The sequence below is a fragment of the Streptomyces globosus genome (genome assembly GCF_003325375.1).
Lineage (GTDB): Bacteria > Actinomycetota > Actinomycetes > Streptomycetales > Streptomycetaceae > Streptomyces > Streptomyces globosus_A.
In genome coordinates, this window is sequence record NZ_CP030862.1 from 4,858,203 (window position 1) to 4,870,906 (window position 12,704).

13 protein-coding genes are annotated in these 12,704 nt (G+C 74.1%); 3 read left to right on the top strand and 10 right to left on the bottom strand.

The window, feature by feature from the left end:
- Positions 1 to 2 precede the first annotated feature (2 nt).
- Positions 3 to 614, bottom strand: a complete 612-nt coding sequence (locus C0216_RS21540; protein ID WP_114056867.1) for a helix-turn-helix domain-containing protein — start codon at positions 612 to 614, stop codon at positions 3 to 5.
- Between the two features lie 251 nt (positions 615 to 865).
- Between C0216_RS21540 and C0216_RS21545 the strand changes: the two genes are divergently transcribed.
- From C0216_RS21545 to C0216_RS21555, 3 genes are all read left to right on the top strand, one after another.
- Complete coding sequence (locus tag C0216_RS21545; RefSeq protein ID WP_114058824.1) at positions 866 to 1,771, top strand: 5'-3' exonuclease; 906 nt, start codon at positions 866 to 868, stop codon at positions 1,769 to 1,771.
- Between the two features lie 49 nt (positions 1,772 to 1,820).
- The gene (locus C0216_RS21550; RefSeq protein ID WP_114056868.1) at positions 1,821 to 2,654 is read left to right on the top strand and encodes a siderophore-interacting protein; all 834 of its coding nucleotides are present in this window, start codon (positions 1,821 to 1,823) and stop codon (positions 2,652 to 2,654) included.
- 186 nt (positions 2,655 to 2,840) lie between these two features.
- Positions 2,841 to 3,824 carry a pseudouridine synthase gene (locus C0216_RS21555; protein ID WP_114058825.1) on the top strand — a complete coding sequence of 328 codons (984 nt, stop codon included), beginning with the start codon at positions 2,841 to 2,843 and terminating at the stop codon, positions 3,822 to 3,824.
- On the opposite strand, the gene C0216_RS21560 is transcribed toward C0216_RS21555, so the two are convergent.
- The 9 genes from C0216_RS21560 to C0216_RS21600 all read right to left on the bottom strand — a co-directional run bounded on the left by C0216_RS21560 (position 3,821) and on the right by C0216_RS21600 (position 12,648).
- Positions 3,821 to 4,501 carry a helix-turn-helix domain-containing protein gene (locus C0216_RS21560; protein WP_114056869.1) on the bottom strand — a complete coding sequence of 227 codons (681 nt, stop codon included), beginning with the start codon at positions 4,499 to 4,501 and terminating at the stop codon, positions 3,821 to 3,823. The two genes, C0216_RS21555 and C0216_RS21560, sit on opposite strands and share 4 nt — an antisense overlap.
- A 90-nt stretch (positions 4,502 to 4,591) precedes the next feature.
- Positions 4,592 to 7,429 (bottom strand): DEAD/DEAH box helicase, encoded by a 2,838-nt coding sequence (locus C0216_RS21565; protein ID WP_114056870.1) that lies wholly within the window; start codon positions 7,427 to 7,429, stop codon positions 4,592 to 4,594.
- Positions 7,430 to 7,519: 90 nt separating this feature from the next.
- Positions 7,520 to 8,407 carry a diacylglycerol kinase gene (locus C0216_RS21570; RefSeq protein ID WP_114056871.1) on the bottom strand — a complete coding sequence of 296 codons (888 nt, stop codon included), beginning with the start codon at positions 8,405 to 8,407 and terminating at the stop codon, positions 7,520 to 7,522.
- 17 nt (positions 8,408 to 8,424) lie between these two features.
- Positions 8,425 to 9,390 carry a twin-arginine translocase subunit TatC gene (gene tatC / locus C0216_RS21575; protein WP_114056872.1) on the bottom strand — a complete coding sequence of 322 codons (966 nt, stop codon included), beginning with the start codon at positions 9,388 to 9,390 and terminating at the stop codon, positions 8,425 to 8,427.
- A 79-nt stretch (positions 9,391 to 9,469) separates the two neighbouring features.
- Positions 9,470 to 9,763 carry a Sec-independent protein translocase subunit TatA gene (gene tatA / locus C0216_RS21580; RefSeq protein ID WP_114056873.1) on the bottom strand — a complete coding sequence of 98 codons (294 nt, stop codon included), beginning with the start codon at positions 9,761 to 9,763 and terminating at the stop codon, positions 9,470 to 9,472.
- 210 nt (positions 9,764 to 9,973) lie between these two features.
- Positions 9,974 to 10,174, bottom strand: a complete 201-nt coding sequence (locus tag C0216_RS21585) for a hypothetical protein (RefSeq protein WP_114056874.1) — start codon at positions 10,172 to 10,174, stop codon at positions 9,974 to 9,976.
- Between the two features lie 26 nt (positions 10,175 to 10,200).
- Positions 10,201 to 10,476 carry a hypothetical protein gene (locus C0216_RS21590; protein ID WP_114056875.1) on the bottom strand — a complete coding sequence of 92 codons (276 nt, stop codon included), beginning with the start codon at positions 10,474 to 10,476 and terminating at the stop codon, positions 10,201 to 10,203.
- A gap of 86 nt (positions 10,477 to 10,562) precedes the next feature.
- The gene (locus tag C0216_RS21595; RefSeq protein ID WP_114056876.1) at positions 10,563 to 11,531 is read right to left on the bottom strand and encodes a helix-turn-helix transcriptional regulator; all 969 of its coding nucleotides are present in this window, start codon (positions 11,529 to 11,531) and stop codon (positions 10,563 to 10,565) included.
- Positions 11,532 to 11,691: 160 nt separating this feature from the next.
- Positions 11,692 to 12,648: a helix-turn-helix transcriptional regulator gene (locus C0216_RS21600; RefSeq protein ID WP_114056877.1), complete on the bottom strand. Its 957-nt coding sequence runs from the start codon at positions 12,646 to 12,648 to the stop codon at positions 11,692 to 11,694.
- Positions 12,649 to 12,704: the final 56 nt, after the last annotated feature.

A 12,704-nucleotide genomic window follows, 5' to 3' on the forward strand; every position in this document is an offset into this window, starting at 1 on the left:
GGTCAGTGTCCCGGCGAGGGCGGCTCGGAGGAGGCGTGGATGTGCTCCCCGACGGCGACGACGAGTATCCGGGTGTCCTCGGTGACGGCCCTCCAGCGGTGGCGGACGCCGCCGGAGAGGAACAGGGCGTCGCCGCACTCCAGGCGGTAGGCGCGGCCCTCGGCCTCGACCTGGCAGGCGCCGGAGACGACGTACATGAGCTCGTCGTTGCGGTGCTGGTACTCGCGGCCGGCGTCCTGGTCGCCGGTGAACTCCATGGCGTGGAGCTGGTGGTGTCCGCGCACGAGGGGGCGCACGCCGGGGAGCGGGGTCAGCCCGGACTCGTCGCCGGCGCGTACGAGGTCGACGGTGCGCGCCGTGTCGGAGGCCGCGAGCAGTTCGACGGCCGTGGTCTCCAGCGCGTCCGCGACCCGTTCGAGGGAGCGCATGCTGGGGCGGGCCCGTTCGTTCTCTATCTGGCTGAGGAAGGGCACCGACAGTCCGCTGCGCGCCGATACGGCGGCGAGGGTGAGGTGGAGGGCCCGGCGCCGCTTGCGCACGGCCACGCCCACCCGGAGCGGTTCCTTGGCGTCCTTGTCCCGTTCCTTGTCCTCCGAGCCGTCCCTGTCGTCCATGGCGGGGCTGCCCTCCCCTTTGTCAGGTCTGTCGGCGTACGTCGGCGTCCGTCGCACGGGAGTGTGCTGTAAGCACCTTACGCAGCAACCGCCCCCGGTTTCGCGTGCAGGAGCGGACGGGGCTACGCCGCGCGTGAAACCGGTGTTCGCCTCCCGGTCATGCGTGCGTCTCTTTCCGGTCTTTTCCGCCGCAGCCGCGCCCGTCGGCGGGGTGCGGCATGATCGCCGTCATGACGAGCACTCGACGGCTGATGCTGCTGGACACCGCCTCCCTCTACTTCCGCGCCTACTTCGGCGTACCGGAATCCGTGAAGGCCCCGGACGGCACTCCGGTGAACGCCGTGCGCGGGCTGCTGGACTTCATCGGGCGCCTGGTCCAGGACCACCGCCCCGACGATCTCGTGGCCTGTATGGACGCCGACTGGCGGCCGCACTGGCGGGTGGAGCTGATCCCCTCGTACAAGGCGCACCGCGTGGCCGAGGAGACGGCGGCCGGGCCGGATGTCGAGGAGACCCCGGACACGCTGGCGCCGCAGGTCCCGATCATCGAGGCGGCCCTGGACGCCTTCGGGATCGCCCGGGTGGGCGTGCCCGGGTACGAGGCGGACGACGTGATCGGCACGCTCACGGCGCGCGCCACCGGGCCCGTGGACATCGTCACGGGCGACCGGGACCTCTACCAGCTGGTGGACGACGGCCGGCAGCGCCGCGTGCTGTACCCGCTGAAGGGCGTCGGCACCCTCCAGGTCGCCGACGGGGAGTGGCTGCGGGCGAAGTACGGGGTGGACGGCCCCGGGTACGCGGATCTGGCCCTGCTGCGCGGCGACCCGAGCGACGGGCTGCCCGGGGTGCCGGGGATCGGCGAGAAGACGGCGGCGAAGCTGCTGGAGGCGTACGGGGACCTGGCGGGGATCGTCGCGGCGGCGGCCGACCCCGGGTCGAAGCTGACGCCGACGCAGCGCCGGCGGCTGCAGGAGGCCGGCCCGTACCTGGCGGTGGCGCCCAAGGTGGTGCGGGTCGCCACGGACGTGCCGCTGCCCGACTTCGACCCGGCGCTGCCGTCGGAGCCGGCGGAGCCGGAGCTCCTGGACGCGCTGGCGCGGAGGTGGGGCCTGGGCGGGGCGGTGGCGCGCCTGCGTGCGTCCCTGCTTGCCTGAGATGCTAACTTAGGCAATCCTAAGTTTCAGGTGAGTCAGGGGAGACGCCGTGGCAGAAGGACGCGCCCGCGAGGTAGGCACTGCAGTCGTCGTGCGTACCGAGCGGCTCACGCCGCACATGGTGCGGGTGGTTCTGGGTGGCGCCGGACTGGCCCGATTCAGCGCGGGCGAGTTCACGGACCACTACATCAAGCTGCTGTTCGCGCCGGAGGGGGTCACCTACCCGGCGCCGTGGGACCTGCAGCGGATCCGTGCGCAGTTCCCGCCGTCCGCGTGGCCGCGGCAGCGCGCGTACACGGTCCGCAGCTGGGATCCGGCGCACCTGGAGCTGACGATCGACTTCGTCGTCCACGGCGACGAGGGGCTCGCCGGCCCGTGGGCCGCGCAGGCGACGCCGGGCGAGCTGGTCCGCTTTCTCGGCCCCGGCGGCGCGTACGCGCCCGACCCGGCCGCCGACTGGCACCTGCTCGTCGGTGACGACAGCGCCCTGCCCGCCATCGCGGCGGCGATGGAGCGGATGCCGGCCGGCGCCCGCGTCCACGCGCTGGTGGAGGTGGAGGGCCCCGAGGACGAGCAGAGGTTCGCGACCCCCGACGGCATCGTCCCGGTGTGGCTGCACCGCGCCGGGCGCCCGGTCGGCCAGGCCCTGGTCGAGGCGGTGACGTCGATGGACTTCCCCTCCCGCGACGTGCACGCCTTCGTTCACGGCGAGGCCGGCTTCGTCAAGGAGCTGCGGCGCCACCTGCGCCTGGAGCGCGGAATCCCCAAGGAGCGGCTGTCGATCTCCGGGTACTGGCGCCTGGGCGAGACCGACGAGGGCTGGCGCGCGATCAAGCGCGAGTGGAACGCCCGCATCATCGCCGAGCAGGACGCCGCGGCCTGACCCCGGGGCCCGGCCGGCCGACGGGCGGGCCGGGCTGCCGGGCCCCACACCGGGCTCGTGCGCACCAGCCTCGCGCCCGCCGCGGCCGCACCGGTCGCGGCGGCGCCCGGCCCCCTCCCCCGCCCGGTCCGCAGCCGCACGGGCGCCTCGACCCGCCGGTGGCCGAGCGGCCGTAGCCTGGACGCGATGAGAAAGACCCGCATACCGCCCTCCCCGCTCCCCCAGGTCGCCGGCATCGACCCCGTCCGGCTGCGGCTGCCCGCCGACCGCGAGGGCCGCTGGCCCGACCTGGGCAGCTACCTCACCGAGCGGTACGCCGGCACCCGCGGCGCCGCATCCGTGCCCCGGCTGCTGGCCGCCGGCCGGATCCTCGGCGCGGGCGGGCGCGTCCTGCGCGCCGGCGACCCGTACGAGCCGCATTCCTACCTGTGGTTCCACCGGGACATGGACCCCGAGCCGGTGGTGCCGTTCCCGATCGGCGTCGTCCACCGCGACGCGCACCTGCTGGTCGTCGACAAGCCGCACTTCCTGGCGACCACCCCGCGCGGCAGCCACATCGTGCAGACCGCCCTGGCCCGGCTCCGCGCCGAGCTGGACCTGCCCGAGCTGAGCCCGGCGCACCGGCTGGACCGTCTCACCGCGGGACTGGTGATGTTCAGCATCCGCCCGCAGGACCGCGGCGCCTACCAGCAGCTGTTCGCCGAGCGGCGCGTCCGCAAGGAGTACGAGGCCCTCGCCGTGCACGACCCGGCCGTGGAGCTGCCCCGCACGGTCCGCTCCCGCATCGAGAAGGTCCGCGGGGTCATCGGCGCGAGCGAGGTCCCCGGCGAGCCGAACGCCGAGAGCACCGTCGAACTCACCGCCGCCCGCGGCGGGCTCGGCCGCTACCGGCTCACCCCGCACACCGGCCGCACCCACCAGCTGCGGGTCCACATGAACGCCCTGGGCCTGCCGATCCTCGGCGACCCGGTCTACCCCCAGATCACCGACCCGGCACCGGACGACTTCCGCCGCCCCCTGCAACTCCTGGCCCGCACGCTGGCGTTCACCGACCCGGTCACCGGCGCCGTGCACCGCTTCGAGAGCAGCCTGCGCCTCACCGCCTGGGACGACCGCGCCGCATGGGAGGCCGGACCGGGCGGCACCGCCCCGGACGCGGCCTCCGGCTAGAAGGCTGGGACGCCCGCGCACTCCCCCTCGCGCTCCGCACCGGCGATCCGCAGCGCGGCGTCCGCCACGGCCTCCGCGAAGGCCGCCACCGGCCGGGCCGGGTCCGACCGGCGGATCAGCATGGCGCCCTCGACCAGTCCGAAGACGAGGTCCCCCCGCAGGGCCAGGGCCGCCCGGTCCGCTGCGAGTTCGGCGCCTGCCGGAGTCGCGGCGAGCAGCGTGCCGTAGGCCTCGCGCAGCTCCGCGCGCATCCGCCGGAAGCGTGCGAACCGCGATCCGGCCACCTCGGGCAGCAGGTAGAGGGCGCCGAGGTGGTACGGGCCTCCGCACAGCAGCAGCACGTCCGAGCGGCACAGCTCCCACAGCCGCAGCTCGGCGGGCCGGGCGCGGTCCGCGAGGAGCGGCCGGGCCAGCCGCAGCGACGGGGCGACCGTCGACTCCAGCAGTTCGGCGAGGAGTTCCTCCTTGCCGCCGAAGTAGTGGTAGAGCGTGGCCTGGCGCAGCCCGGCCCGCTCGGCCACCGTCCGGGTGGTGGTGGCCGCGTACCCGCGGACGGTGAACAACTCGGCCGCCGCACAGAGGAGTTCCTCGCGCGGCGGCCGTCCCGTCTGTGGTCTCCGCCGGTCGGCGCGCGGCCGGCCGACCCGTCTCGGCCCCTCGCCGATCGCCCTGGTCATGGCTCGATCGTCGCACGGGGCCGTCCGGAAACGATCACGGCAGGAGATGAGATCCCGCCATCGCGTCTTCGGAGGAAGCCCCAAAAGGAGCTAGCCGACCGAGCTGTAGGCCACTACACCGCGCAGGAGTGCGTCGACGGCCTTGCGGGCGTTGCGCGCGACGGTGCTGCCGCCCTGTCCCGCGGGCGGCGCCGCCGCGGCGATCTGCCCGAGGACGTCGATGACCTGCTTGCACCAGCGCACGAAGTCGCCGGCCGGCATGTCGGCCTCGCGCAGCACCTCGTCCAGGCTCCGGTCCGACGCCCACTGGTACGCGGCCCACGCGAAGCCCAGGTCGGGCTCGCGCTGGCCCACGCCCTCCGCCTGGTTGATGCGGTGCTCCTCCTCCAGCGCGTCGAGGCGGCCCCAGATGCGGACCATCTCGCCGAGCGCCGCCTTCGCGGCCCCGCCCGGGACCTTCGGGGCGACCGCGTCGTCGGACTGGCGGGCCTCGAAGACCAGCGCCGAGACGCAGGCGGCCAGCTCCGCCGGGCTCAGACCCTCCCACACGCCGGCGCGCAGGCACTCGGAGGCGAGCAGGTCGAGTTCGCCGTAGAGCCGGGCCAGGCGCCTGCCGTGCTCGGTCACCTCGTCCTCGCGGAGGTAGTCGAGCTCCGTCAGGAGCGCGTGGATGCGGTCGAAGGTGCGGGCGATGGTGTTCGTCCGGCCCTCGATGCGCCGCTCCAGGGCCTTGGTGTCGCGGGCCAGCCGCAGGTAGCGCTCGGCCCAGCGGGCGTGGTTCTCGCGCTCGTCGCAACCGTGGCAGGGGTGCGCCCGCAGTGCGGCGCGCAGCCGGGTGATCTCGCGGTCGTCTGCGGCGGCGGAGCGGCCGCGGCGGCTGCGCTCGACGGTGACGTGCCCGGCCTTGGCGCGCAGCGCGGACGCCAGGTCCCTGCGGGACTGCGGGGAGCGGGGGTTGAAGGTCCGCGGGATCCGCATCCGGTCGATGGGCTCGACGGGGACGGGGAAGTCGATGGAGGCGAGCCGCTTGACCTGCCGTTCGGCGGTCAGGACGAGCGGGCGCGGCCCTTCGGCGTACTCGTGGCCGCGGTGCCCGTGGACCCGCCCGGCCGGAACGCCCGGGTCGAGGACGAGGGCGAGCCCGGCGAACTTGCCGGTGGGGACGTGGATGACGTCGCCCGGCTTGAGCCGCTCCAGCGAGGACGCCGCCTGTGCGCGGCGCTGGGCTGCGCCCTGCTTGGCGAGTTCCGTCTCGCGGTCCTTCAGGTCGCGGCGCAGCTGCGCGTACTCCTCGAAGTTCCCGAGATGGCAGGTCATGCCCTCGCGGTAGCCGGCGAGGCCCTCCTCGTTGCGCTGGACCTGGCGGGAGATCCCGACGACGGAGCGGTCGGCCTGGAACTGCGCGAAGGAGGTCTCCAGGAGCTCCCGCGAGCGGTGCCGGCCGAACTGCTGCACGAGGTTGACGGCCATGTTGTAGGACGGCTTGAAGCTGGAGCGCAGCGGGTACGTGCGGGTGCCGGCGAGGCCGGCGAGCTGGGCGGGGTCCATGCCGCGCTGCCAGAGCACGACGGCGTGGCCCTCGACGTCGATGCCGCGGCGGCCGGCGCGGCCGGTGAGCTGGGTGTACTCGCCGGGGGTGATGTCGGCGTGCTGCTCGCCGTTCCACTTGACGAGCTTTTCCAGGATGACCGTGCGGGCGGGCATGTTGATGCCGAGGGCGAGGGTCTCGGTGGCGAAGACGGCCTTGACCAGGCCGCGGGTGAAGAGCTCCTCCACGACCTCCTTGAAGGTGGGCAGCATGCCGGCGTGGTGGGCGGCGATGCCGCGCTCCAGGCCTTCGAGCCATTCGTAGTAGCCGAGGACGTGCAGGTCTTCGGCCGGGATGGAGGCGGTCCGCTCCTCGACGAGGGTGCGGACCTTCAGCCGGGCCGCCTCGTCGTTCAGGCGGAGTCCGGCGAAGAGGCACTGCTGGACGGCGGCTTCGCAGCCGGCGCGGCTGAAGATGAAGTTGATGGCGGGGAGCAGCCCGTCGCCGTCGAGGCGGGCGATGACCTCGGGGCGGCCCGGGGTCCAGATGCGGCTGCGGGAGCGCCGTTCGCGTTCGCGGTCGGCCTCGCGGACCATCTTGCCGCGGCGCCGGTCCCGCGGGTTGTAGGTGCGGCTGTTCTCCTCGCGCGCCATGCGGAGCAGGTCGGGGTTGACCTCGCGGCGGGCGGAGCCGCGACCGCCGTGGTCGGTCTCCTCCTCGAAGAGGTCGTAGATGCGGCGGCCGGCCATGACGTGCTGCCACAGCGGGACGGGCCGCTCCTCGGAGACGATCACCTCGGTGTCGCCGCGGACGGTGTCGAGCCAGTCGCCGAACTCCTCCGCGTTGGAGACGGTGGCGGAGAGGGAGACGAGGGTCACCGACTCGGGGAGGTGGATGATGACCTCCTCCCAGACGGCGCCGCGGAACCGGTCGGAGAGGTAGTGGACCTCGTCCATGACGACGTAGCCGAGGCCGAGCAGCGACTGGGAGCCCGCGTACAGCATGTTGCGGAGCACCTCGGTGGTCATGACGACCACGGGCGCTTCGGAGTTGACGCTGTTGTCGCCGGTCAGCAGGCCGACCTTGTCGGCGCCGTAGCGCTTGACGAGGTCCGTGTACTTCTGGTTTGACAGCGCCTTGATCGGCGTCGTGTAGAAGCACTTGCGGCCCTGCCGCAGGGCCAGGTGGACGGCGAACTCGCCGACGATGGTCTTGCCGGACCCGGTGGGGGCGGCGACCAGCACGCCCTTGCCGGCTTCCAGCGCCTTGCAGGCGTCGACCTGGTAGCCGTCCAGGTCGAAGTCGTACAGCTCGCGGAAGGGGGCCAGCGCGGTGGCCTCTTCGGCGGCGCGGATCCGGGCGGCGGCGTACCGCTCGGCGGGTGAGAGTTCCTCGGTCATCTTGTAGTCGAGCCTACCCGTCGCCTCCGACAACAGTCGCGATCTTTATGCCCGCTCCGGGGCCTCCCGCACCCTCGGCGGCGGGCCCGGTCACGCGAGGACGCGGACGGCTCCGGGGACGCAGGCGGCGGTCACGGGCAGCGGGGCGACGGGCTCGCCGTCGGCCCAGGCGGTCAGGCCCGGGGACTCCAGGGTGACCTTGGCCGCGCGGTGCACGGTGACGGCGGGGTGGCCGAGGTGGGTGCCCCGGTAGACCCGGGGGAAGACGGTGAGGAGGGTGGTGCGGCTGCAGTCGCCGACGACCACGACGTCGAAGAGGCCGTCGTCGGGGGCGGCGTCCGCGCAGATCCGCATGCCGCCGCCGTAGGAGGGCCCGTTGCCGACGGCGACGAGGGTGGCCTCGGTCTCCAGGGCGGGGCCGTCGTCGAGGGTGATCCGGTACGGGAACGGCCGGAAGGCGGCGAGCTCGGCCAGCATGGCGAGGTCGTACTTGAAGCGGCCGGCGGGCAGCCGCATCCGGTTGCCGCGGTCGTTGACCCGCGAGTCGAAGCCGGAGCACAGCACGGTGGCGAACCAGGTGCCGGCGGCCCGGCCCAGGTCGATCTCGCGGAAGCGGCTCTCCTTCAGCGCCTCGGCGGCCAGCCGCCCCGCGCGGGCGGGCTCGCGGACGGGGAGCCCGAGGGAGCGGGCGAAGTCGTTCCCGGTCCCGACCGCGACGACGCCGAGCGGGACGAGCGTCCCGGCGAGGGCCTGGAGCGCGAGGGAGACCACCCCGTCGCCGCCGACGGCGACCACCGCGCCGGTGCCGCCGCGAACGGCGGTGCGCAGCCGGGCCAGGGCGTCCCCGGCGTCGGTGCCGACGACCGTGCGGACGTGGAACCCGGCGGACCGGAGCGCGGCGGCGGCCGGCTGCGCGGCGTGCGCGCCCCGGCCGCGCCCCGCGGCCGGGTTGACGAAGAGGGTGATCTCGGCGCTCACCCCGGTGAATGTACCTGTCAGGTCGCGTCGTCGTAACCGTTGACCCGGCGGGTGCCTCCGTCGGCCTGCTCGGGCAGGGCGGCCGGGGCCGGGACCGTTTCGACGGCGCCGATCGGGGCGGGGGTGAGGTCCAGGTCGGCGGCCTCGTCGTCGGAGAGCCCCGCGTCGGGGTCGTTGCGGCGCCGCCTGCGGTCGTTGACCAGGCAGACGCCGAGCGCGAGGAAGTACAGGGCGACGATCGGCGCGGCGAGGGAGAGCATGGTCAGCGGGTCGCCGGTGGGCGTCGCGAACGCGGCGAAGACCGTGATGCCGAGGATCATGCCGCGCCACCAGCCGGCGAGGCGCTTGGCGGTGACGACGCCGGTGAAGTTCAGCAGGATCAGCAGCAGCGGCAGCTCGAAGGCGAGGCCGAAGACGATGACCATGCGGGTGACGAGGTCGAGGTAGTCGTCGACCGGGAGCAGGTTGCGGGCGTGCTCGGGGGTGAAGTCGAGGAGGATCGTCGCGGTCTGCGGGAGCAGGCGGTAGGCGAGGACGGCGCCGGCGCCGAAGAGCGGCGCGCCGACGGCGACGAAGCCCATCGCGTACTTCTTCTCGTGGCTGTGCAGGCCGGGGGCGACGAACGCCCACAGCTGGTAGAGCCAGACCGGGGCGGAGAGGACCACGCCGGCCATGAGGGAGACCTTGAGGGCGATCGAGATGGGGGCGATGAGGCCGTTGACCGTCATGTCGGCGCAGGGGCGGCCGTTGCGCTGCGAGACCACGCCGTTGGTGCAGCCGACGGAGTCCAGCATCGGCTTCAGCAGGAAGTCGATGATGCCCTTGTAGAAGAAGGCCGCCACGATGGTGATCACGAGGATCGCCAGGACCGACTTCAGCAGGCGGTTTCTCAGCTCACGCAGGTGCTCGACCAGCGGCATGCGCCCTTCGGCGTCCTTGTGCTGCTTGCCTTGCTTGTCCTGCTTGCGGGCAGACTTGAGCAACCCACGTCCCTCGTCTCGCATCGATGACCGGTCGTCCCGTGATCGCGGCCCGGTCGTGACCGCGGCCGGTTCCGGAGGATCAGCCCTGGGCGGTGTGGTTCGGCTCGGCGACGGGGCGGGAGCTGGTCACGTCGCCGGGCGCGGCCTTGATGGTGCGCGGGGCGGCCTGCTGCGGCGCCGGGTCGGCGGTGCGCGCGGCGGCGTCGTCGTCGGCGGCGGCGTTCTCGTTCTTCATGGCCTTGGCCTCGCTCTTGAGGATGCGGGCCGACTTGCCGAGGGAGCGGGCCATCTCGGGAAGCTTCTTCGCGCCGAACAGCAGGACGATGACAGCGATGATCAGAAGGATCTCGAGGGGCTTCAGATTGCCGATCATGTGGTCTTCCTTCTCACCGGACGGCTGGTTGTGGTCGGGCGGACGCGCAGGGTGATCCGACACGGCCGCTGCAAGGATCGTAACCCCCTGGGGTTAACGTCCGGCAATCCCCCGGCGTATACCGTCTTGCGCACCGCTCCGACAGACGGTACGGGGCTGGTGCGTGCATGCCACGGGCCGCCGCCCCCGGCCTTGCGGCCGCCGGCCGGGTCAGCGGCCCGCCGTCCGGCCCGCCCGGGCCAGGTCGGCTGCCGCCTGCTCCAGGTCCCCCGAGGCCTCGGCGATACGGCGGCTGGCCAGGGCGACCTGGCCGGACAGCCGGCGCACCTCGGCGAAGACCCGCAGGGCCAGGACGGCGAGGACGGTGAGCCCGAGGAACCCCAGGGCGATTGCGAGCATCGGCCACAGCATGGGACGAGCCTAGGCCACCGGCGGCGTCAGACGCTGCGCAGGGTGCTCACGCCGCCGCCGGTCAGGAGCTCGACGATCCGCTCCCCGGCCGGCTTGCGGACGGCCGATCCGCACCGGGGGCAGGTGAAGGAGTAGAAGGTGGTCCGCCGGCTGCCGCCGATGACCAGCCGCAGGGCGGCCGCGTCCAGCTCGAAGCGGGCCCGGCACTCGGTGCAGGCCGCCTTGAAGGCGACCGGCCCTGCGGCCGCGGCGGACCGGCCCGGCGACCCGGCACCCGCGTGCCCGCCCGGCGGCCCAGACATTGGCGACATCCTCGGCGCTCCCCTCACCCGTACGACTTCACTGAACCCCGGCCCCACCGCCCGCGCCGCCCCGCGGCGCGGGGTCCTCAGGCCGGTTCGCCGTAGCCGGCGAGCGCCTCGCGGGCCGCCTGCCGGGCGCTGTCGGCGAGGGCCTCGGGCGACACGATCCGGCCGTCGCGGCCGAGGCGCAGCGCGAGGCGGCGCAGCGAGGCCGGGTCGGGGCTGCGCAGGGTGATGCGCAGGCCGCCGTCGGGCAGCTCCTCGGCGCTGTCGTGGGGGTAGTACTCGGCGACCCAGCGGCCGGCCGGTCCGACCTCGACGACGACCTCGGGGTCCTCGGCGGCCGGCTGCACCAGCCCGACGGACAGGTCGCGCGGCTCGATGGCGGGCGGCTCGGAGCGCTCGTCGAGGAGGCGGATCTCGGCCACCCGGTCGAGGCGGAAGGTGCGGCGCGCCTCGGAGAGGTGGCACCAGCCCTCCATGTAGGTGTGCCCCACCGCGAAGAGCCGGATCGGGTCGACGGTGCGCTCGGTGAGCTCGTCGCGGGCGGGCGAGTAGTAGCGCAGCCAGAGCCTGCGGCGCTCGGAGATCGCCCGGTCGACGTCCGCGAAGACGCCGCCTTCGGCCTCGAAGGTCACCGAGAGCCGGGAGCTGGCCCCGGCGGCCTCGCCGGCCGCGGCCTCCAGCTTGGCGGTGGCGCGCAGCAGGGCGTCGCGGTCGCTCTCGCGCAGGCCGGGCAGGGTGGCGACGGCGCGGGCCGCGACGAGCAGGGCGGTCGCCTCGTCGGCGGCGAGGCGCAGCGGCTCGGCGGTGGACTCGCCGGAGGCGTCGGCGTTGTGCCACCAGATGCGCTCGCCGTCGGTGTCGATGTCGAGGAGGTCGCCGCCGCGGAAGCTGGTCCCGCACATGGGCAGCACGTCGAGGTCCGAGATCAGCTCGTCCTCGGTGATGCCGAAGGCGCGGGCGACGTCGGCGACGTGCGCTCCGGGGCGCTCGCGCAGGTAGGTCACCAGGGACAGCATCCGGCGGGTCTGGTCGATGGCGTTGGCGGCCATGCTGGTAGGTCTCCCCCTCAGGGCACCCCGCGGGAGGCGGGGTGCGGTGTGCGTACGGTGCGGGCGCGGGTGGCGGTGGGTGCGGCGGCCCGGCGCGCCTGCGGTCCGGGTCCCCGGCGCGGCCGGGCGGATCGGCCGGCCGCGGGCACCCGGGCGGTTGTCAGCCTGCGGCGACCGCGCGGAGCCGGTCCACGACGTCGGCCCGCAGGTCGGCCGGCTCCACCACCACGACGTCCGGCCCGAACTCGACGAGCCAGGCGTCGAGCCCGTGGCCGTACGGGATCTCCAGCTCGTCCCAGCCGTCGGCGCCCTCGCGGACGGCGGTGGCCTTGGCCCGCAGCGGGTAGCCGGCGCCTGCCCGGAGCCGGATGAGGGCGGACCGCTCCGCGCTCTCCCCCGCCCAGGCGGCGACGGTCTCGCGCACGGTGACCACGTCGGGCACGTCGGCGGTGTACTTGCCGACCCGGGAGCGGACCTTGCCGGTGATGCGGGAGAGCCGGAAGACGCGCTCCGCACCGCGGTCGCGGTCGTGGCCGGCGAGGTACCAGTGGCCGCGCCAGCATTCGAGCGCCCAGGGCTCCACCTGCCGGGTCTCGGGCCGGGCCGCGGTGGACTTGCGGTAGTCGAAGACGACAGGCCGGCGGTCGCGGCAGGCCAGCATGAGCGGCTCGAACGCCGCCTCGTGGACCGGGATGCGCGGCTCGATGGCGCTGTGCTGCCCCTCGAAGGGGTTGTCCGCCTCGGGCATGCCGCCCGCGCGCAGCTTCTGCAGGGCGCCGCTGGCGGCGCCGGCGAGGCGGGCCTGCTGCCACACCTTGGCCGCCAGGCCCAGCGCGGCGGCCTCCTCGGCGTCCAGGGAGACCGGCGGGAGGCGGTTGCTGTCGCGGCGCGCCAGGTAGCCGGTCTCGCCGTCGAGGTTCTCCACCGTCTCGATGACCAGGCCGAGTTCGCGCAGATCGTCCTTGTCCCGCTCGAACATGCGGTTGAAGGACTCGTCGTTGCCCGCTTCCATGTACGCCTCGATGGAACCGCGGAGCTCGCGCTTGCTCAGCGGCCGACGGGTCCCCAACAGGCACAGCGCCAGGTTCATCAGCCGCTCGGCCTTGGCAATCGCCATCGACGCCCTTCCGCCCTTCTCCTGCTCCCGCGTGGTGCGGGTTCCGTGACCGTTGA